This window comes from Lentzea xinjiangensis, from assembly GCF_900110955.1.
In the GTDB taxonomy this organism is placed as follows: domain Bacteria; phylum Actinomycetota; class Actinomycetes; order Mycobacteriales; family Pseudonocardiaceae; genus Lentzea; species Lentzea xinjiangensis.
On sequence record NZ_FOFR01000021.1, the window covers coordinates 94,556 to 113,975 of the forward strand.

Here is a 19,420-nt window from a genome sequence, read left to right on the forward strand (position 1 = left end):
GATCACGCCGAGACGTCGATCAGGACCTTGCCGACCGCACCGCCTTCCAGCGCTCGATGTGCGTCGGCGGTGCGGTCGAGCGGGAAGCGCAGCAACGGCAGCCCGTGCTCCTCGCCCACGGGCAGGGCGCCGTCGGCCACGGCGGCGGCGACGTCCTCGACGGCCGCGGCGAGCACCCGCGGTCCCGCGGTGTAGAGGACCAGGAACTGCAGGCGGGTGTTCATCACCATGTTCCGCCGCACGTCGAGATCGACCGGCTTGCCGCCGTCGTTGGCGTAGGTGGCGATCGTGCCGCGGAAGCGGAGGACGGCGAGGTCGAGTTCGAGGTTCGCGCCGAGGGCGACCTCCGCGATGATGTCGACGCCGTCCGGGGCGATCGCGCGGATCGCGGCGGCCGGGTCGCCCTCGCGGTAGTTGACGACGTGGTGGGCGCCGGCCGCGGTGGCCAGCCGGGCCTTCTCCGGCCCGCTGACCGTGCTGATGACGGTGGCACCCGCCCAGCGGGCGAGCTGGATCACGGCGTGCCCGACCGCACCGGCGCCACCCGCGGCCAGCACGACCTTCCCCGTGAGCGCACCCGGTCGCAGGCGCCGGGGTCCGTCCTCGGCGACGGTGAGCGCGCGGTGCGCGGTGAGGGCGGGGACGCCGAGGGCCGCGCCGGCGTCGAACCCGGCCCCGTCCGGCAGCGGCACCGCCCGGTCGGCGGGCACGACGGCGCACTCGGCCGCGGTGCCGGCCGGTCTGCCGGCCGCGGCCATGAACAGCCACACCCGCTGGCCGACGCGACCGCGGTCGACACCGTCACCGACCGCGTCGATCGTGCCCGCGCCGTCGTGGTGCGGGATGATCTCGGGGAAGTTCCGGGCGTGTCCGAGGCCGGCACGGGCCTGCACGTCGGCGGGGTTCACGCCCGACACGGCGACGCGGACGCGCACCTCGCCCGGACCGGGCGACGGCAGCTCGCGGTCGACGAGCTCGAGCACCTCGGGACCACCGTTGTCGCGGTAGATGACGGCCTTCACGGCAACGCCCTCGCTGTTCCTCATCCGATGGGGACCTCGCTGGAGCGCGACTCGACGGCGTCGAGGACGGCGAGCGTCGCGGCGTCGAACGCGATCTCCCCGACCGCCATGTTGGCCTCGAGGTGGGCGGCGTCGGCGGTACCGGGGATGAGCAGCACGTTCGGCGCGTGGTGCAGCAGCCACGCCAGGCCGACCTGGGGAGGCGTGACGCCCAGGGACTGCGCGACGGCGTGCACCGCGGGTTCGTCGGTCACCTTCGGCAAGCCGGGGAACGTGCCGCCGAGCGGGAAGTAGGGAACCCAGGCGATCCCCTCGGCCAGGCACAGCCGCAGCAGGTCCTCGTCGTCGCGGGAGACCAGGCTGTAGGCGTTCTGCACGCAGGCGACACCGGCGGGCAGGGCCCGGCGCAGCACGTCGAGGCTCACGCTGCTCAGGCCGATCGCGCCGATCTTGCCCTCGTCGCGCAGAGCGGTCATGACCGCGAGCTGGTCGTCGAGGTCGACCACCTGGTCGCCCTCCGGCCGCAGACCGGGTCCGGCGTCGAGGCGGCGGAGGTTCACCACGTCGAGCCGGTCGGTGCCCAGGCTGCGCAGGTTGTCCTCGACGCTCGCCCGCAGCTCCTCCGGTCGCTGCGCCGGCCGCAGCGGGAGCGGCCCCCGCGGGTTGGGGTCGGCGCCGACCTTGCTGACGACCAGAACGCCGTCCTCGCCGCGCACCGTCTCGCGGATGACGTCGTTGACGAACCCGAAGCCGTAGAACTCGGCGGTGTCGACGTGGTCCACCCCCAGCTCGACCGCGCGCCGCAGCAGCGCCACGGCGTCCTCGCGCCGGTCCCGCAGGCGTTCTAGCTGCATCGCGCCGTAACCCACCCGGTGGACGGCGCGGCCGTCGAACGACCCGGTCGTGCTGATCATGACGTGGTCTCCTCGGTGAGTGGGCGCAGCGCGGTCTGGAGCAGTTCGGCGAGGTAGAGGGCGATCACCCGGCGGGCGATCGGAGCGGCCCGCTCCCGTGCGGCGACCGGATCGCCGCCTTCGGCTTTGACCAGCCACGCCGTCGTGCAGTCGTGCACCAGCAGGCGCATCCGGTCGATCATGTCCTCGACGATGCGGCCGATCGCCGGATCGGTCGTCGCCTCGGCCCAGATCTGCACGCCGAACCTGGCCTCGACCGGATCGATCGCGGAGGTCATCCTGGCGAGCAGCTCGTCCGGATCGGGCGGGTTCTCCGCCCTGGCGTACTCCCCCAGCACCTCCGCGCGCTTGGCCAGCGTGGCGCGGGCGCTCGCCTGGACCAGCTCGGCCTTGCTGCGGTAGTGGGCGTAGATCGATCCGGTCGACAGCCCGGACTCGGCGGTGATGTCGGCGATCGACGTCCGCTCCAGCCCGCTGCGCCCGAAGCAGCGCACCGCCGCCTCGGTGATCTGCGCCCGCCGGAGTTCCTTGCGCGCGTCAGTGAGTCTCGGCACCTGCACCCCCACAAAAAGAGCCGCTGTTCTGCTTAGCAAGAGGCTAGCAGAACCACGGTTCTTTTTGCGGACGGTGTTCTCCAGTCGGAGGCGCGTGCGTCACCAGGCCGTCGACGTGCGGAAGGCCCGGTTGGCGGCGATCAGCTCGTCGAGCGAGTCACGGGTGCGGGAGAGCTCGGCGATGTGGGCGTCGAGCTTCTCCCGTTCCCGCGTCAGGCGGGCGAAGGCGGCGTCGGTGTTGTCGGGGGTGGGCGTGCTCAGGCACCACGGCAGCAGCGTGAGGATCGTCTGGCTGCTCAGCCCCGCCAGGTAGAGCCGTTGCAGGTACAGCACGCGGCCGACGTCTTCCTCGGTGAAGCGGCGATGACCTCCCGAGCTCCGGGTGCTGGTCAGCAGGCCCTGCTCCTCGTAGTAGCGCAGGGCGCGGGTGCTCACCCCGGTCCGCGCTGACAGATCACCGATGCGCACCGCTGCTCCCCTGGTCGTCGACGGACGTCGAGCCTAATCCGGCCGGGCTTCAGCGACGTGCGAACACGTACCGCTGAAGGGCGGGTTCGGCGGGCACGACCGGGGCGGCGGCGATGACGTCGGTGGCGGTCTTGAGGAACTCCGCCAGGTCCTCGGCGACGGTGCTCGGGTCGGCACCGGGCATGGTGTCCCGCGCGCAGACCGAGGCGGGGATCTCCGCCGGGTTCGCCGGACCGCGGCGGGTGATCGCGTTCATGGTCAGGGCGTGCGCGAGGGCGTCGCTGGTGCCGATGGTGATGTGGTCGCTCCGGTTGTCCGGGCAGACGTCCTGCAGCGAGATGTTCGCGACGCGGCCCGCGGGACCGCGCAGGTCCGTCGTGCCGACCGGGGTGACGAACTGGTCGTGGACGGTGGACAGGGAGGTGTAGGAGATGCCGGGGAAGGTCTCCTGCCGCGAGTTCACCGCCTCGACGAACTCGGCCGTCCTCTTGAGCTGCAGCGCGAAGGCGGGACCGTTGCCGTGGGGGTACAGCTCGTCGTTCTGGGCGCTGCCGTGGTTGACCGCGGCGAGGCCGATGTGGTCCGCCACCATCGCCCGCGTGTCCGGCCAGAAGCGCAACGCGAACCGCGAGCTGACACCGCCCTGGCTGTGGCCGATGACGGCGATCCTGCCGCGGCTGATCGCGTGGGCGTACCTGATGGCGTGCACCACGTACTCGGCGGAGACCTGCACGTCACCGACCGAGCTGCCGGGGAGGGTGACCGCGCAGTAGGGGTGGCCGATCCTGTCCAGGGCCGGGAACCAGTTCCAGGAGAACGCCTCGTCCGGCCCGACGCCCGTGCCCGGCACGAAGAGGGCGACCTCCCGGTGGGAGCCGTGGGCCGACGGCGTGCACCGCACGGCGGCCTGGAGGTCGGCGGCCGGTACCGAGAGCCGCGGGCCGGGCCGGTTCACGGGGGCGTAGGGCTCCGCCGACGCGGAGGCGGAGGCGACCGGGGTGGCGACGAACAGCAGTGTGGCGACGACGGCGAGCAGACGTTTCATGGTGCTCAACCTAGAATTTGACACCGGCGTCAAGTTCAAGCCTTCCAGCGCCTCGACTCACGTGAGCCGTGTCACTTCACACCGATGACGGCGCCGGCTCGGTGCGGGCCGGCAGTCCCTCGCGCGCCTGGTTCCGGTACCGCAGCGGAGACTGCCCCACCTCGCGTTTGAACGCGGTGCTGAAAGCGCTCTCCGACGAGTAGCCCAGTTCGACCGCCAGCGGCCCGATGCGGACGTCGCTGTCACGAAGAGCGCGCTGTGCCAGCAACATCCGCCAGCGGCTCAGGTAGGTCAGCGGCGGCATCCCCGCCACGGTGCGGAAGCGTTCGGCGAACGACGTCCGCGACATGGAACTGGCGCGCGCCAGTTCCGCCAGGCCCCAGGGCTTCCCCGGTTCGGCGTGCATGAGGCGCAGCGCCGGTCGCAGCCGCTCGTCGGTCAGCGCCTTCAGCCACCCGGCGGGCAGCTCGGTCTGGTCGACGTAGGCGCGCAGCACCTCCAGCAGCAGGAGCTGGCAATGCTGCCGGACGGCGAACGCGGACCCGATCCGGTTCCCGGTCGCCTCCTCGAACCAGCCGATCATCGACCCCGCCCGCGGGATGAAGACCCCGCAGCAGGGTGCCGCCACCAGCGTGTTCGCCGCGACCAGTCCGCTGCTCGCCGACATCGGCGGCGTTTACCTGAAGGACAACGACGTCTCACCGCTGGACACGCCGAGGCCCATCGACTTCGGTGCGGAGCAGGACATCCCGCCCGATGTCGTGCCTCACGCCGTCGATCCCGAGTCGGCGCAACGGCTCTGGGAGCTGAGTGAGCGGCTGCTCCAGGCATAGGCGCCCACCGCTGCGGTCACCTGGCTGCCGGGAACGACCTCTTATCGCACGGGGCTCTTGCCGGAGTGCCACGTCACGGCGTCGGCACTGTCCGCCCGCGCGGTGCGGAACCCGTTCACCGGGTGGGTGAGATCGGGGAAACCGAACGAGATCCCCACGACGACCCGCCTGGTGTCCGGCAGTCCGAAGTGGTCCCGCAGGAAGCCGGAGTAGCCAGCGAGCGCCGCCTGTGGCGCCGCCGCGAGACCGAGGCTCTGCGCGGCGAGCAGGAACGTGCCGAGGTAGAGACCGCAGTCGACGGCGCCGTAGACGCCCAGCGCGGCATCGGTGGTGATGACCGCGACGTGGGGCGCGTCGAACAGTTCGAAGTTGCGCAGCATCTGCCGTGCGGCGCCCTCGTGATCACCGCGCTCGACGCCGACGCTGGTGTAGAGCTGCTTGCCGCACTCCCGGCGGCGCTCCTGGTAGACGCCCGTGTACCGCACCGGGAACGGGAAGTCCGGCTCGCCGGGGTTGTCCCGCAGGTGTTCGAGCAGCCGGGTGCGCAGCAGCTCCGTCCCGGCGCCTTCGGTGATCTCCACCTGCCACGGCTGGGTGTTGCACCACGAAGGGGTCCGCTGGGCGAGTTCGAGCACCCGCTCGATGGTGCGCCTCGGAACCGGTTCGGGCAGGAACTGCCGGCAGGTCCACCTCTCCGCGAGCAGCCGGTGCAGCGCCCCGGGCAGGTCGCTGGACGGGTCGGCGGTCGTGCTCATCGGACACCTCCGGGCCAGTCTCTTTTCGAGACCGAAGCTAGCACGTCCGGTCTCGAAAAGAGACTGGCTTGGGGCTATGGTCGGCCCATGCGGTACGAACAGCTCGCCGACCTGCCGTGCTCGATCACCCGCCCGCTCGTGGCGCTGGGAGACCGGTGGACGTTGCTGGTCCTGAAGGAGGCGTTCGCGGGGGTGCGCAGGTTCAACGCGTTCCAGAGCAACCTGGGCATCCCGCGCAGCCGTCTGCAGGACCGGCTCGGCCGGTTGGTGGACCACGGCATCCTCGTGCGCCGGCCGGCCTCCGACGGCGAGCACCCGGAGTACCGGCTCACCCGCAAGGGGCACGACCTCTACCCGGTCCTGATGGCCCTCAAGGACTGGGGCGACACCCACATGGCCCCCGGCGGGCCGCCCGTGCACTACCGCCACCGCGACTGCCCCGGCGAGGCACGGGTCACGCTGGCGTGCGACCACTGCGGAGAGGTGATGACCGCGCACGACATCCGGCCAGAGGCCGGGGCCGGCCTCGTCGCGGCCGGCGCGGAGGACGCCTGACCACGCCGCGGCTCCGGCGAACCAGCCGGACAGCCGTTCGAGCCGGCGGTCAGGAGGTGACGCGCAGGACGAGCTTGCCGCGGGTGCGCTGGGACTCGCCGCGGGCGTGGGCCTCGGCGACCTGGTCGAGCGGGAACGTCTCCTCGACCTCGACCACCACCTCGCCCGCGTCGATGAGCTCGCCGATGCGGGTGAGCGCGGGCCCGTCCGGCTCGACCAGGAACGGCGTCACCCGCACGCCCTTCGCCTCGGCCTCCGCGGCGAGTTCCGGCGACGCACCGGAGGGAACGGCGACGAGCAGCCCGCCGGGGCGCAGCACCTCCAGCGACCGGGTGCCGGTGTCGTCGTGGGCGTCGCCGACCAGGTCGACCACGACGTCGACGCCGGACACGGCGTCCTCGAACCGGACGGCGGTGTAGTCGACGAGCTCGTCCGCGCCGAGCCCGGTGAGCCAGTCGTGGCGGCGGGCGCGGGCGGTACCGATGACGTGGGCGCCGAGGTGCTTGGCGAACTGGACCGCCAGGTGCCCGACACCACCGGCGGCGGCGTGGACCAGCACGCGCTGACCGGCCGTGACGTGTGCGGTGTCGACGAGGACCTGCCACGCGGTGAGCGCGGCGAGTGGGACGGCGGCGGCCTGCTCGTGGCTGAGCGTCGCGGGCTTGCGGGCGAACTGCCGCGCCGGGGCGGTCACGTACTCGGCGTAGCCACCGGCGGCCCGCGGGAACCAGGGCATGCCGTAGACCTCGTCCCCCTCCCGCAGGGTCGTGACGCCGAAGCCGACCTCGTCCACGACGCCGGAGACGTCCCAGCCCAGGATGAACGGCGGCTCGCCGAGCACGCCCGCCATCCCGCCGCCGGCGCGGGTCTTCCAGTCCACCGGGTTGATGCCGGCCGCGTGCACCCGCACCCGCACCTCGGTGGGCAACGGCTCCGGCCGGGGCACCTGCCGCACCGAAAGCACGTCGGGACCGCCGAGGGTGTGCTGGACGACGGCGCGCATCGATGAGTCGGACACGGGTTCTCTCCCTGGATCACTCGCTCGGAGAGACCGGGAACGATCTCTCGCTGGACGTTCAGGAAGGTATCTCCAGGGATATAGTTACCCGCAAGGGACAGTACTTCCCGTCGGGAAGCATTGAGGTGAGGAGCTTGCGATGGCCAGCGCGTGCACGACAGGACAGCACTCCGACCACGACGTCTACGCCTCGCAGTGCCCGTGCCGGGCGATGCTCGACCTGCTGGCGAACAAGTGGTCCGCACTGGCCATCGGCGCTCTCGAGGACGGCCCTCAGCGGTTCGGGCAGTTGCAGCGCCACCTGCAGGGCGTCAGCCCGAAGGTGCTGACCCAGAGCCTGCGCCGCCTGGAGGAGTTCGGCCTCGTCGACCGCACCGTCTACCCCGCGGTCCCGCTGCACGTCGAGTACTCGCTCACCGGCCTCGGCCGCAGCGCCGCGGTGCCGCTGCGGATGCTGCGCACCTGGGTCGAGGACAACATCGACAGCACCGCGGCGGCCGGGTCCTGTGCCGATGAGGTCCCGGCCGTCCGCTGAGCCCTCGGCCGAGGCGTTCCCGCGCACGCACGTCCCTGCGTGGTCGTCAGCGCCGGGCCACCGCAGCCACGGCGGAGGGCGGTGTGCGGGGCCTCCACGCGGCCAGCGCGGGCAACGACATCGCGACCACGGCGACGAGCAGCAGCATCACCGCCGGGCTCAACGCCGCCAGCGGCGCCCGCTCCACGTAGGGCAACGACTCCGCGAGCATCAACCCCCACTCGGGGGCGGGCGGCGGGGTTCCGAGACCGAGGAAGCCCAGCGAGGCCAGCGCCAGCGCGATGCCGGGCAGCCTGAGGACGGCGTTGCGGGCGACGGGGCCCGCGACAGCCGGGAGCACGTGGCGCAACGCGATCCGCGACGGTGCCGCGCCGAGCGCGCGATGCGCCTTCACGTGGGCGGAAGCCCGCGTCTGCTCCACCAGCGCGGCGGCGTGCGCGGCCAGGGCGGGCCACGACACCAGCGCGACGGCGAGCGAGGCGCCGATCGTGCTGGGACCCAGCGCGGCCGCGACGAGGATGCCGGCGATCACGGGCGGCACCGCGTTCGCCGCCTCCGCCGTGCCGCGGGCGACGTCCGGCAGGAAGCCGATGGCCACGGCGACCGCGGTGGAACAGGCGCAGACCGCGACGGCCACCCCGATCGTCGCCGGCGCGCCGTGCGCGACCCGCGCCAGGACGTCGCGGCCGAGCCCGTCCGTGCCCAAGGGGTGTGCCCAGCCCGGTGCCGCGAGCCTGGCGGCGGCGTCGATCCGCAGCGGATCGCGCAGCAGACCCCAGCCGATCACCACCACCGCCAGCACCGCCGCCCCCGCCGCAACGGCGACCCGCCGCCCGCTCGGCGGCCGGTGCGGGTGGGCGGGCAACGACAGCGCCGCGTCCCGCAGCGCGGGCCCCAGCAGGTACCGGCGGATCGCCTCGGCGATCGCGCCCACCAGCAGGCCCAGCAGGAGGAGCGCGAGAACGCAGCCCTGCAACACCGGCACGTCCTGCGCGCGGGCCGCGCCGAGCGCCGCGCGCCCGATGCCGGGGACCGCGAAGACCGCCTCCACCGCCACGGCGCCACCGGTCAGGCCGACCACCGCCAGGCCGGCCTGCGGCAGCAACGGCGGCAGCGCACGCCGGAGCGCTCCGCGGACGAGGACGGAACGCGTGCAGCCCCACGACCTCCACACCGCCACCCACGGTTCGCGGAAGACCGCGGGAAGCGCGTCGCCGAGCAACGTGCCCACCACCGCGCCCGCGGGGACGCCGAGGGCGAGCGCGGGCAGCACGAGGTGCCGGGGGCCGTCCCAGCCGTACGGCGGGAACCAGCCCAGCCACACCGACAGGACCACCAGCAGCACCGCGGCCAGCAGGAACTCGGGCAGTGCCGCGAGGGCCGCGCCCACACCCCCGGTCGTCGCGGCAGCGTCACCGCGGGCGCCGCGCAGCAGGGGCGGCAGGCACAGCGCCGAGGACACCACGAGCGCGACGACCAGTGCCGCGCTCATCAGCGTCAGCGAGACGCCGAGCCCGGACAGCACCGACGGCAGCACCTCGGCGCCGTTGATCCACGACCGGCCGAGGTCGCCCCGCACCAGGCCGGCCACCCAGCGCGTGAGCACGTCGGCGGGACCGGCGTCGAGACCGAGCTGCCGGCGGACCGCGGCCAAGGCCTCCGGCGTCGGTTCCTGCTCCGCCGAGAGCGCTCGCAGCACCGACAACGCCGGATCACGCCCGGACAACCACGGCAACAGCCCCACCACGGCGGAGATCAGCACGAGTGCGCCGAGCCGGGAGACCACGACCGCCGCCCGTCCGCGCAACGGCTCGGCCATCACTTCACGTGCGTGGCGGAGGTGATGAGCGCCCGCTCGCGCGGGTCCTTCACCGAGCCGGTGACGGACGTGGCGTCACCCTGGATCACGCGCTCGTGCAGCATCGGGATGGCGGCGTCGGTCCGCAGCACGGCCGCCTCGGCCGCGAGGATCGCCGCGCGGCGCCGGTCGCCGGCTTCGGCGGCCTCGGCCTCGCGCACGGCCCGGTCGACGGTCTCGTCGCACAGCCGCGCGATGTTGAACGAGCCGCCGCAGGTGAAGTCCGACTTCAGGTAGGCGACCGGGTCACCGGAGTCGAGCACGGTCGCGCGCGACAGGATGAACGCGTCGAACCTGCCCGCCAGCATGTCCTGCTCGATGTGCGCGTACTCGCGGACGACCTGGTTCACCCGGAAGCCCGCGTCCTGGAGCTGTTGCTGCACCAGGGAAGCGACCTCGGGCAGCTCGGCGCGGTCGGTGAAGGTCGCCAGGGTGATCGTGGCACCGTTCGCCCGGCCGGCGGCGACGCGGCCGGTGATCTCCTTGCGGCCCTGGACCGTCCACGGCAGTGCCGGTCCGAGCAGTCCCTTCGCGACGTCGGCGCGCTTTTCGTAGACGGTGCCGACGATCTGGTCGCGGTCGATCGCCTCGCGGACCGCGGCGCGCACGGCCGGGTCCGCGAACGGCCCGGACTTCGTGTTGAGGTACAGCGTGTTGGTGCGCGGCATCGGCACCTCGTTGATGGTCCGCGCATCGAGCAGCGCGGCCTGCGACACCGGGACCGCCTCGGCGATGTGCGCCTCACCGGCGCGGATCGCGGCCGCACGCGCGGTGCCGTCCGGCACGAACGACACGTCGATGCCCGCGGCCTTGGCCTTCTCGCCCCAGTAGCCCTCGTGGCGGTCGAGGGTCGCACTGGTGGTGCCGTCGACCCGTACTAGCCGGAACGGCCCGCTTCCGGTGCCCACCGGCGTGACCTTGCCGTCCGCGGCGTACGCGCTTTCGGCCAGGATGGACAGTTGAGGCGACGACAACCGCTGCGGCAGCAACGGATCCGGCGCACCCGTCGTGACGACCAGCTTGTCGCCCTGCACGGCGGCGGTCAGCGCGACGCCGTCGAGGATGCGCGGCTTCGGCACCGCCTTCGTCGCCCTGGTGAGGGTGTTCACGGCGACCGCGGGCGTCAGGGCGCTGCCGTCGTGGAAGCTCACGCCCTGCCGCAGGGTGAACTCCCAGGCGGTGTCCGACGTCTGCCGCCACCCGGTCGCGAGACCGGGGCGGGCGTCACCGCCGTCGTCCAGCGTCACCAGCGTCTCCGCGGTGGACCAGCGGGACAGCTTGAACGCGTCGTCGCTGAACGGCGACAGACCCGACCGCGGCGGCTGCATCATGGCGAGCTTGATCCTTGCCCCGCCGGACGTGCCGCTCTCCCCCGCGCTCTGGGCGAAGCACCCGGCGAGGAGGATCGAGGCAGCGGTCAGACCGGCGGCGGCCAGGGGCGCGCGGTGGTGCATGGCAGGGTCCTGTCGTCATGAGCGGTGGTGACGCACCGACGTTAGCTCATGACAATCATTTGCATCTATTTCGGGAGTTGCACGTCACGTGGCGCGGCGCCCGCTGCCGATCAGGGTGGTGGCGTCGAGCTCGGTGACGCCCGCGTCCCGCAGCGACGCGAGGTAGAGCTCGCGCACGGTGTGCAGGGCGTCCTCCGGCACCTTCGCCAACGCCCCGCGGAAGCCGGACCCCGTGATCACCAGCCACGCCACCTCGGGAGTCATCGTCAGCGCCATCTCGTGGACGGTCACCTCGACGTCGACGAGGTCGCGCCCGGCCAGCCAGGCCGCGTAGCCGCCGGGCTGGTTGACCCGGTCGACGAGGTGCGGCGGGCGCGGCGCGGGCACCGGGGTGTTCGTGGCCTCGGCGATGGCGAGGCCGAGGTGCCGGCCGGCCGCGGCCATCGACTCGCCGCGCCAGATGGTGAACACCGCCCGGCCACCGGGCCGCAGCAGGCTGACCAGGTGGTCGGTGCCCGCGGTCATGTCCGGGAAGAAGAAGATGCCGAGGGCCGACTGGACCACGTCGTAGCTCTCCGCCGTCCAGGTCGTGACGTCCGCCGCGTGGGCCCGCAACTGGGGCAGGCCCGCCGAGAGCCGCCGCAGCTCGTCGACCATCGGAGCGGACATGTCGACGGCGTCGACGAGGCCGTCGGGACCGACGAGCCCGGCGGCCGGGATCGCCGAGGCGCCGGTGCCGCAGCAGGCGTCGAGCACGCGCTCACCCGGCCTCGGCGCGGCGACCGCGACCGTCGCCGCGCCGATCGGCTCCCACAGGTGCCGCCCCAGCGCGGTGAAGTCCGCCGCCGCGGCGTCGAACGCGTCGCGGATCTCCGCCTGCCCGTCCTGAACCATGTCTCCTCGCTTCGTTCGCGCCGCACCGCACGTGCTTGCCGATCAGGGCTGATCCCGCTCCAGGTCCAGCCACATGACGCGGAGACCCACCTTGCCCGCGACGGGGTGGCGGAACGCTCCTGGTGCGACCCCGAGGGTGACGAACCCGAGGCTCTCGTAGAGGCGGATCGCGCTCGTGTTGGTGTCGACGACGGCGTTGAACTGGATCGCGTCGAAGGCGTTCCGCCGCGCCCACGTGATCATGTCGGTGGTGAGGGCACGTCCCACGCCCGCGCCCCGTGCGCGCCTGGAGACCATCAGGCTGCCGGAAGCGATGTGGTTTCCGGGGCCCGGCCGGTTGGCGTACATGTTGGCGGTGCCGAGGACCCGGCCGTCAGCGGCGGCGACGACCGTTCTGGCCGGCGGGGGCAGGAGCCAGATCTGCTTGGCGTCCGGCTCGGTCATCGCGGGGTCGTAGGGCAGGGTGTGCTGTTCGGTGATGACATCGCGCAGGATGGGCCAGATCTGCGGCCAGTCGTCGTCATGGGCTTCCCTGATCGTGACGGCCTGGATCGTGAAGTCCCGGATCGTGGAGGCTGGCACCGCGGGCTGCGCCGGGTCAGCCATGCGGTCCACCGCTGATGACGAGCGCGATACGTGGTTGCACGGCACCACCCTGTTGGCGCGGGCTCACGACCGCAAACCAATTACCGGAATGCGCCACGCCTCATGGAGCTGCGACCAGAACCAGTCAGATGTTGCAAACATCTGGATGTCTTGAGTATCTTGAAGCGATGGCCACCCGTCACCTCTACCTGGTCCGGCATGGTGCGGCGGATGCGTTCGGCGAGCTGACCGAGGCCGGGCGGCGGCAATCGGCACTGCTCGGCGAGCGGCTCGCCGGCGTGCCGATCGACACCGTCTGGCATTCGCCGTTGCCCAGGGCCACCGCGTCCGCGGAGATCCTGGGCGCGCACCTGCCCGGTGCCGCCGTGCGGGAGGCAGCCGAACTGGTCGACCACGTGCCGCACGTGCCCGACGAGATCCCTCCCGCGTGGGCCGGGTTCTTCGACGGCTACGACGCCGCCGAAGCCGCCGCGGGAGCACGCATCGCGGCGGAGCTGGTCGAGAGGTTCGCCCGTCCCGCGGACACCGAGACCCACGAGGTCCTGGTCACCCACGCCTACCCGGTGGCCTGGCTCGTGCGGCACGCCCTCGACGCGCCGCCGGCCCGCTGGCTGGGGCTGGACTGCGGGAACGCGGCGCTGACGGTGATCGAGCACCGAACCGGCCTGGCGCCGACGTTGGTGGTGTACAACGACATGAGCCATCTTCCGGCCGAACTGCGCTGGACGGGGTTCGGTCCCGGCGCGCGTCCCTGAGCGCCGGGCCCGTGCCGGCTACTCGCGCCGGCCCGAGGCGCCGCGAAGCACGGCATGAGCGGCGCCGAGGCGTTCGGACTCGGTGCGGCCGTTGTGGTCGCCCGAGACGTCGTCCGCCCAGCCGAGCAGCCTGCGCAGGTGGGCGTCCGCCGCGGGCGTGACCGTGCCGGGGTCGCCGAGCACGACCTCGCCGCCGGTCCCGTCGATCGTGACGAGGGTGCCCGCACCGATCGTCCGTCCGCCGGCGCTCACCGAACCGGCGTCGACGACGAGGTCCGCTACCCCCACGACGGCCGGCTTGCCCATGGCACGTGCGACCACCGCGGCGTGGCTGGCCGGTCCGCCGCGGGCGGTGACGATCCCGGCGGCCGCGGCCAGGCCGCGCAGGTCGTGCGGGGAGGTCTCCGGCCGCACCAGGACGACGGGGCCGTCCGCGGCCATCCGCACCGCGCTGTCCGAAGTGGTCGCCACCCGGCCGGTCGCGACGCCGGGGCAGGCGCCCAGTCCCCTGGCCAGGACGTCGGCCTCCCCCGCCACAATCCGCGGGGTGCGGACGTGCCGGAGGTGCTGGGGCGAGACGCGCAGCAGCGCTTCGCCGCGGCCGATCACGCGCTCGTCGACGAGATCGGTGGCGAGCCGCACGGCGGCGGCGCCGTCGAACCGGCCGGGCCGGGCCTGGAGCAGCCACAGCACGCCCGCCTCGAACGTGAACTCGACGTAGCACGCGTCGCGGTAGTGCCCCTCGATCCGGCTCAGGGCGTCGAGCAGGGCGGCCCACACCGCGGGCTCCCGGTCGGCGAGCTCGCGCAGGGGCCGGGTTCGCGAGCCGCCGGAGACGACCTCCTCGCCCTGGCGCCCGAAGAGCACTTCGCCGAACGGGACGTTCGCGCCGGTGTTCGGGTCCCGGCTGAACGCGACGCCGGTGCCGCTGCGGTCGTCGCGGTTGCCGAACACCATGGCCTGGACGATCACCGCAGTGCCGAGGTGGTGCGGAATGCCGTGCAGCTCCCGGTAGGTCTGCGCCCGCGGCGCGTCCCACGACGAGAACACCGTCCGCACCGCCAGCGCGAGCTGCCGGGCCGCGTCGTCGGGGATCGGACGGCCATCCCCGATCGCGGCGGCGAAGCCGGCCAGGAACCGCTCGCGCGAGGACAGGGCGAACCGCTCGTCACCCGTCTCGGCCGCCAGCGCGGCGGTCGACTCCGCGGTGAGACCCAGGTTGAGGATCGTGTCCATCATGCCCGGCATCGACACGCTCGCCCCGGAACGGACCGACACCGCCAACGGCCGCCGCACTCCGCCGAAGTCCCGTCCGGTGGCGGTTTCGAGGTCGCTCATCGCCCGGCGCAGCTCGTCCTCGAGCCCGTCGGGCAGGCACCCGTCGCGCAGGTACTCGCGACACGCCTCGGCGGTGACGACGAACCCGGCCGGCACGGGCAGCCCGAGCCGGTGCAGGGCCACGAGGCCGTGAGCCTTCCCGCCCACCACTTCCGCCGTCTCCCCGGTCTCGGCGGAAAGCCGCCGGATCCACCTCATCGCGGGATCCCCAGGGTCGCGAGCAGGTCTTCGTGCAACTCGGCCCAGACGGCGTGGTACGACGCGATGTCATCGGTCAGATACTCCGAAGCACCACAAGTGGCGCGTTGCAAGGCATCGGCCAGCCGGAACCGATAGCGGCCGAACCGGGGCAACGCCGCGGAAATCTCGTCCAGCACGACAACAGCGCGCCGGTGGAAGTCCGTGAACCGGTCGAGGACCCGGTCGTCGTAGGACTGGTCGCTGTGGTCGTTGGCGACGACCACGCCGTCGACGGAGCGGAGCTGCCAGGCCGTGCAGAGGTCGAGCAGCTCCGGGTTGAGCACCAGGAAGCCGTCGAACGCGGCCGTCAGGGCGGGACGGGCGGCCGCCGCCTCCAGCTCGCCGGTGATCCGCTCGGCGTCCGCGGCCCGGCCGGAGGCCGTCAGACCCCACCCGCCGAACTCGCCGGCCTGGTGCGTGACGAGACCGGTGACCGCGAGGTCGATCAGCTCGGACTCCGCGTCGGCCTCGCTCAGCCCGGCCGTCGCGGCGATGCGGGCGGTGCCGGCGAAGCCGATGCAGCGAAGGGTGTGCAGCACGAGGAGATCGGTCGCGAGGTGGGTCACCGGCCGGCCTTCCGCCGCCGTGACACGATCGCCGCGGCATGGCCTGCACCTCGTCCGGCGGCACGGGCGACGACCGTCCCGTCCTGGACGCGCACCGCGGCTTCGGTCTCGTCGCCGGCGTCCGCGAGTCCGAGCGCGGATGCCACCGCAGCGTCGTCGTCAATCACCAGACGCAGGCACGGCAGGGGATCCGCGGCGAACACGCGCCGCAGAGACGCCGTCAGATCGGAGACCCTCAGCCGCACGAGGCGACCGGTCTCGGCCGGATCACCCGTGACGACGACGACCGTCACCCGCTCCCCCTGCCGAGCGGAGCGGACGGCTTCCTCCGCCGCGGCGAGACGCCGCGCTCCCAGCACGACGACCACACCGTCGGCGCCGAGGTCCACCTCGGAACCGCTGATCCGGTCCACCAGAGCCGCGGGCGGGTCCCAGCCCTCCGCGCAGGACCGCGCCGGCTCCACGTAGGACAGGTGCGGCGGCGCCCAGGTGTCGGCGAGGTCCATCCCGGCCAGGTGCCGGCAGGCGAGCGCCAGGTCGAACGGATCACCCGATCCCGGCGCGGTCTCGGCCCCGTACCCCGCGCCGTCGAGCAGCGTCAGCACCAGCGAGGCCAGCCGAACCCGTCGTGCCGGTGCGCACGACTCCAGCGCGAGCCCGAGCAGCGTCGCCTCCAGCCGGGCGGCCTGCGCGAGCACCGCCCGCCCGTGGTCGTCGTCGAGGACGCCGACCAGCGAGCGCAGTTGCAACCGTCCTCCCCCCGCCGTCTCACCGGCGAGGGGCAGCCGCTCGAGCCACACCCTGGCGAACGAACCCAACGCGTCGGGCAGCGACGCCGGAGCGTTCGGCGGCTCCGCGACGGCGGCGCTTTCGACCAGGCTGATCAGCACCGCCAGGTACAGCGCCCGCTTGCTCGGGAAGTTCGAGTAGACCGCACCGCGGGTGAGCTCGGCCCGCTCGGCGATCCGGTCCACCTTCGCGAGGGCGTAGCCGTGCTCGGTGAACTCCTCCTCCGCCGCTGCCAGCACCGCCGCCCGTGTGCGTTCTTGCTGCTGCGCCCGCGTCAGCCGAACCATCGCCGCTCCGTTCGTGTTCTCACGGGCAGCTACGATACTCATAACATCCAGATGATCTCAACATCTGGTTTTGGAGCACGACGGCGCGTCATCCGGCAGCCCGGCACGCGAAGTCCTCTCCCGGCAGGGTGTGCACGACGAAGAGGCGGTCGAACCCCTCCTCGACGCCCGGCTCCTCCAGCCGCGCGAGCGTGGCGAACAGCGCGACGTCCGGAACACGTGCCCGGCCCGTCCGCGCGGCGTTGCGCGCGAGCAGCACGGGGAGGTCCGGCGGGAACCAGTACCCGGTCACCCGAGCCCCGAAGTCGCGGGCCACCGCGATGATCCGCTGCCGTTCCGCGGCGGAGGCGTTGGTGTTGTCGACCACCAGCGAGGCGCCGCGGGCGAGGGTGGTCGTGAGGAGGGCGTGCTGGCGCGCCTCCTTGCGGCTCCCGTTGCGCATCAGGTCCTTGCTGATGTGCACGTGGGTGCCGGCGAAGCGCTGCCGGAAGAACGTGCTCTTGCCGGACGCCTGCAACCCGACCAGCACGACCACCTCGGGTCCGGCGCCACTCATGGCGCCGGTGAGTCCTCCTCCTGGTCGCGGTCGGGCAGCGACGAGTCCTCCTCGCCGAGGCCTTCTTCCTGCTCGGTGGCGAGCTTCGCCTCCTCCGAGGCGTCATCACCGTGGGATCGCGTCATCTCGAAGCCGTACCCGTGGCACCAGGCACGAAACGCACCTCGAGCCGACGGCCTCAGGAGGAAGCCGCCACTTTGATGATGTTGGCGGTGTCCAGCACCAGCATCGTGCCGTCGGACCGTATGACCGGCACCCACGTGTGTGCGGTCTGCGGGTCCACCACGTGCGTTCCGATGACCACTCCACGCACGTAGACGGACGGGTGCATGACGTCGGGATTGAGATAGGTGACGATCGCACCGCGGCTGGGACAAGGCTTGGTCGCCATGGCGACTCCAGTGGGTTCGAAGCGCGCGCATCGGTCAAGAGGTGTCACGACCGACGCGCTCCGGGCATCGCCGACTGTTTGACGTCCCGGTCGGATAACCCGGGGCCTGTCGTCGAAACCACCCGTTCCGGCCGGTACCGGCATCGGTGCTCGCGAGCTGTTCCTCCACTCGCAGAAGTTTGTCGCCGCCGCGGGGTGGTATTCCAGCGCTCCTTCCGGCGGGCACAGGCAAGATCGCCGGAAGACATCTGGTCGGTCAAACAGCGTGCCGACGTCTCTGCGCGAACGTCCGCCCGGAGTGCGCGCCGTCCTCATGGCGCGTGGCGACGGTCTGCGGCCGGATCGCGTGCGGATCACCGGAGAACGTCGAGGTACGACATGATCCACACCCACCGCCCGCTCGCCGTGAACTCCGACCTGCCCACCCTGGGCGTCGAAGAGGAGTTCCTGATCGTCGACCCGGCCACCGGTCTGCCCCTCCCCGCGGCGGGCGAGGTGATCGACGTGGCCGGCGGCTTCGGCACCGACCTCCAGCGGGAGATCACCCGAGTGCAACTGGAGAGCAGCACCCCGGTCTGCCGGGGAATGCGGGAGGTGCGCGAGCATCTGCTGATGGCGCGGTCGGTGGCCGCGGCGGCGACGTTGCGGTCCGGCGGCCGGCTGCTGGCGGTGGGCGTCCCCCTGGCCGGGTCCACCGAGCAGCCGATCACCGACGACGACCGCTACCGGCGCATCGGGCGCGACTACGGGCTGCTGGCCGCCGAGCACGGGGTGTGCGGCTGCCACGTGCACGTCGCCGTGCCCGACCGGGAGACCGCTGTGCAGGTGTGCAACCACCTGCGGCCGTGGCTGCCGGTGCTGCTCGCGCTGACCGCCAACTCCCCGATCCACCACGGCGCGGACACCGGCTACGCCAGTTGGCGCTCGATGCTCATCAGCCGCTGGCCCTGCTCCGGAGTCCCGCCCTACTTCACCTCCGCCGAGCACTACGACGCGGTGGCGGACATGCTGGTCGACAGCGGGGCGGTAGTGGACCGGGCGATGCTCTACTGGGACGTGCGGCTCTCCGACCACCTGCCCACCGTCGAGGTCCGGGTCTCCGACGTGCCGGCCACGGTCGACGAGACCGTCCTGCTGGCGGCCCTCGTGCGCGCACTGGTCGTCACCGCCGTCCGCGCTGTCGGACGGGGAGAGCGCGCGCTGCCCGTCTCGGAGCAGGCTCTGCGAGCGGCCCGCTGGCGCGCCGCCCACGACGGTCTCCCGGGGCAGGCCATCGACCTGTTCACCAACCGCCGCGTCCCGGCCGCTCAGTTGCTGCACCACCTGCTCCGCCACGTCAAGCCGGTGCTGCGCGAGACCGGCGAACTGCGCGCCGTCACCGCGTTGCTCGCCAAGGTCCTGCAACTGGGCAACGGCGCCGTGCGGCAACGGCAGGCGTTCCAGCGGCGCGGTCGGCTGGAAGACGTGCTGGCGGTGCTGAGCCGCACCACCGGCCAGGACTGCCGGCCGGACACCGCGGCATGACATCACCTCCAGCCTGACCGGCCGACGACACGTTCTCGAGAACCCGCAAGCACACTCCGACGTTCGAGGAAGCCCACATGGATCAACAGACCGGCCACGACGCACCGGCCAGCGCGCACACCGCCACAGCGCACAACGGCATCCCCGTGATCCGCGTGGCGGGCGTGCTCGACACGGAGTCGAACCAGCACGTCGCGAACGAGTTCAGGGCACTGGCCGACACCCGGCCGGTGGCCATCGTGATGGACCTGCGCGACGTCAGCTTCATGGGATCGACGGGCATCGCGATGCTCATCAACGCCCAGCACCAGGCGAACAGACTCCACGTGCCTTTCGCGATCGTCGCCGACAACCACAGCGTTCTGCGGCCGTTGCAGGTGAGCCAGGTGCACAGCACGCTCGCCCTGTGCCCGACCGTCGACGAGGCCGTCGCGGCGGTGCGGCTCGCCTCCACCTGACCACG

At 72.6% G+C, this 19,420-nt stretch carries 24 protein-coding genes; 6 read left to right on the forward strand and 18 right to left on the reverse strand.

The annotated features are described in order from the left end of the window. Window positions 1-2 precede the first annotated feature (2 nt). The 6 genes from BMW88_RS33055 to BMW88_RS33080 all read right to left on the reverse strand — a co-directional run bounded on the left by BMW88_RS33055 (window position 3) and on the right by BMW88_RS33080 (window position 4,586). Window positions 3-1,046: an NADPH:quinone reductase gene (locus BMW88_RS33055; RefSeq protein ID WP_245778220.1), complete on the reverse strand. Its 1,044-nt coding sequence runs from the start codon at window positions 1,044-1,046 to the stop codon at window positions 3-5. Continuing rightward, window positions 1,043-1,936 (reverse strand): aldo/keto reductase, encoded by an 894-nt coding sequence (locus tag BMW88_RS33060; RefSeq protein WP_089958626.1) that lies wholly within the window; start codon window positions 1,934-1,936, stop codon window positions 1,043-1,045. The genes BMW88_RS33055 and BMW88_RS33060 overlap by 4 nt, the downstream gene beginning before the upstream one ends. Then, window positions 1,933-2,490: a TetR/AcrR family transcriptional regulator gene (locus tag BMW88_RS33065; protein WP_177221536.1), complete on the reverse strand. Its 558-nt coding sequence runs from the start codon at window positions 2,488-2,490 to the stop codon at window positions 1,933-1,935. The genes BMW88_RS33060 and BMW88_RS33065 overlap by 4 nt, the downstream gene beginning before the upstream one ends. Window positions 2,491-2,589: 99 nt before the next feature. Further along, a complete protein-coding gene (locus BMW88_RS33070; protein ID WP_089958630.1) occupies window positions 2,590-2,958 on the reverse strand; it encodes a MerR family transcriptional regulator in 369 nt (122 codons plus the stop codon). A gap of 49 nt (window positions 2,959-3,007) precedes the next feature. Beyond that, on the reverse strand, window positions 3,008-4,003 hold the full coding sequence (locus tag BMW88_RS33075) for an esterase/lipase family protein (RefSeq protein ID WP_089958632.1): 996 nt from the start codon (window positions 4,001-4,003) through the stop codon (window positions 3,008-3,010). 76 nt (window positions 4,004-4,079) lie between these two features. After that, the gene (locus tag BMW88_RS33080) at window positions 4,080-4,586 is read right to left on the reverse strand and encodes a helix-turn-helix transcriptional regulator (RefSeq protein ID WP_245778221.1); all 507 of its coding nucleotides are present in this window, start codon (window positions 4,584-4,586) and stop codon (window positions 4,080-4,082) included. 16 nt (window positions 4,587-4,602) lie between these two features. On the opposite strand from BMW88_RS33080, the gene BMW88_RS33085 reads away from it, so the two are divergent. Beyond that, the gene (locus BMW88_RS33085) at window positions 4,603-4,836 is read left to right on the forward strand and encodes an SDR family NAD(P)-dependent oxidoreductase (protein ID WP_218148300.1); all 234 of its coding nucleotides are present in this window, start codon (window positions 4,603-4,605) and stop codon (window positions 4,834-4,836) included. Between the two features lie 41 nt (window positions 4,837-4,877). On the opposite strand, the gene BMW88_RS33090 is transcribed toward BMW88_RS33085, so the two are convergent. Then, on the reverse strand, window positions 4,878-5,591 hold the full coding sequence (locus tag BMW88_RS33090; RefSeq protein WP_089958636.1) for a nitroreductase: 714 nt from the start codon (window positions 5,589-5,591) through the stop codon (window positions 4,878-4,880). An 87-nt stretch (window positions 5,592-5,678) separates the two neighbouring features. Between BMW88_RS33090 and BMW88_RS33095 the strand changes: the two genes are divergently transcribed. Continuing rightward, window positions 5,679-6,146 (forward strand): winged helix-turn-helix transcriptional regulator, encoded by a 468-nt coding sequence (locus BMW88_RS33095; protein ID WP_089958638.1) that lies wholly within the window; start codon window positions 5,679-5,681, stop codon window positions 6,144-6,146. A gap of 49 nt (window positions 6,147-6,195) precedes the next feature. Here BMW88_RS33095 and BMW88_RS33100 read toward each other — a convergent pair whose 3' ends face one another. Beyond that, the gene (locus BMW88_RS33100) at window positions 6,196-7,149 is read right to left on the reverse strand and encodes an NADP-dependent oxidoreductase (RefSeq protein WP_089958640.1); all 954 of its coding nucleotides are present in this window, start codon (window positions 7,147-7,149) and stop codon (window positions 6,196-6,198) included. Window positions 7,150-7,303: 154 nt separating this feature from the next. Between BMW88_RS33100 and BMW88_RS33105 the strand changes: the two genes are divergently transcribed. Next, entirely contained in the window at window positions 7,304-7,699 is a 396-nt protein-coding gene (locus BMW88_RS33105) for a winged helix-turn-helix transcriptional regulator (protein ID WP_089958642.1), read from the forward strand. Between the two features lie 46 nt (window positions 7,700-7,745). Here the strand turns inward: BMW88_RS33105 and BMW88_RS33110 are convergent, their stop codons facing one another. The 4 genes from BMW88_RS33110 to BMW88_RS33125 all read right to left on the reverse strand — a co-directional run bounded on the left by BMW88_RS33110 (window position 7,746) and on the right by BMW88_RS33125 (window position 12,511). Then, entirely contained in the window at window positions 7,746-9,518 is a 1,773-nt protein-coding gene (locus BMW88_RS33110) for an ABC transporter permease subunit (protein ID WP_089958644.1), read from the reverse strand. Then, a complete protein-coding gene (locus BMW88_RS33115) occupies window positions 9,518-11,011 on the reverse strand; it encodes an ABC transporter substrate-binding protein (protein ID WP_089958646.1) in 1,494 nt (497 codons plus the stop codon). Before BMW88_RS33115 ends, BMW88_RS33110 begins: the two co-directional genes overlap by 1 nt. 84 nt (window positions 11,012-11,095) lie before the next feature. Continuing rightward, window positions 11,096-11,905: a class I SAM-dependent methyltransferase gene (locus BMW88_RS33120; protein WP_089958648.1), complete on the reverse strand. Its 810-nt coding sequence runs from the start codon at window positions 11,903-11,905 to the stop codon at window positions 11,096-11,098. Between the two features lie 42 nt (window positions 11,906-11,947). After that, window positions 11,948-12,511 (reverse strand): GNAT family N-acetyltransferase, encoded by a 564-nt coding sequence (locus tag BMW88_RS33125; RefSeq protein ID WP_089958753.1) that lies wholly within the window; start codon window positions 12,509-12,511, stop codon window positions 11,948-11,950. 167 nt (window positions 12,512-12,678) lie between these two features. Between BMW88_RS33125 and BMW88_RS33130 the strand changes: the two genes are divergently transcribed. Continuing rightward, a complete protein-coding gene (locus BMW88_RS33130; RefSeq protein ID WP_089958651.1) occupies window positions 12,679-13,266 on the forward strand; it encodes a histidine phosphatase family protein in 588 nt (195 codons plus the stop codon). 18 nt (window positions 13,267-13,284) lie between these two features. Here BMW88_RS33130 and BMW88_RS33135 read toward each other — a convergent pair whose 3' ends face one another. The 6 genes from BMW88_RS33135 to BMW88_RS33155 all read right to left on the reverse strand — a co-directional run bounded on the left by BMW88_RS33135 (window position 13,285) and on the right by BMW88_RS33155 (window position 17,433). Further along, on the reverse strand, window positions 13,285-14,802 hold the full coding sequence (locus BMW88_RS33135) for a pyruvate, phosphate dikinase (RefSeq protein WP_089958652.1): 1,518 nt from the start codon (window positions 14,800-14,802) through the stop codon (window positions 13,285-13,287). Next, window positions 14,799-15,410: a transcriptional regulator gene (locus BMW88_RS33140; protein WP_089958655.1), complete on the reverse strand. Its 612-nt coding sequence runs from the start codon at window positions 15,408-15,410 to the stop codon at window positions 14,799-14,801. Before BMW88_RS33140 ends, BMW88_RS33135 begins: the two co-directional genes overlap by 4 nt. Then, entirely contained in the window at window positions 15,407-16,486 is a 1,080-nt protein-coding gene (locus BMW88_RS33145; RefSeq protein ID WP_089958656.1) for a TetR/AcrR family transcriptional regulator, read from the reverse strand. Before BMW88_RS33145 ends, BMW88_RS33140 begins: the two co-directional genes overlap by 4 nt. Window positions 16,487-16,574: 88 nt before the next feature. Further along, window positions 16,575-17,042, reverse strand: a complete 468-nt coding sequence (locus BMW88_RS33150; protein ID WP_089958658.1) for an ATP-binding protein — start codon at window positions 17,040-17,042, stop codon at window positions 16,575-16,577. Continuing rightward, complete coding sequence (locus tag BMW88_RS44155; protein WP_281249483.1) at window positions 17,039-17,167, reverse strand: hypothetical protein; 129 nt, start codon at window positions 17,165-17,167, stop codon at window positions 17,039-17,041. Before BMW88_RS44155 ends, BMW88_RS33150 begins: the two co-directional genes overlap by 4 nt. A gap of 53 nt (window positions 17,168-17,220) precedes the next feature. Continuing rightward, complete coding sequence (locus BMW88_RS33155) at window positions 17,221-17,433, reverse strand: hypothetical protein (protein ID WP_089958659.1); 213 nt, start codon at window positions 17,431-17,433, stop codon at window positions 17,221-17,223. Window positions 17,434-17,811: 378 nt separating this feature from the next. Here BMW88_RS33155 and BMW88_RS33160 point away from each other — a divergent pair, with 378 nt between their 5' ends. Both BMW88_RS33160 and BMW88_RS33165 read left to right on the forward strand, forming a co-directional pair. Next, a complete protein-coding gene (locus BMW88_RS33160; RefSeq protein WP_089958661.1) occupies window positions 17,812-18,957 on the forward strand; it encodes a carboxylate-amine ligase in 1,146 nt (381 codons plus the stop codon). A gap of 77 nt (window positions 18,958-19,034) precedes the next feature. After that, window positions 19,035-19,415 (forward strand): STAS domain-containing protein, encoded by a 381-nt coding sequence (locus BMW88_RS33165; RefSeq protein WP_089958663.1) that lies wholly within the window; start codon window positions 19,035-19,037, stop codon window positions 19,413-19,415. The last annotated feature ends 5 nt before the right edge of the window (window positions 19,416-19,420 follow it).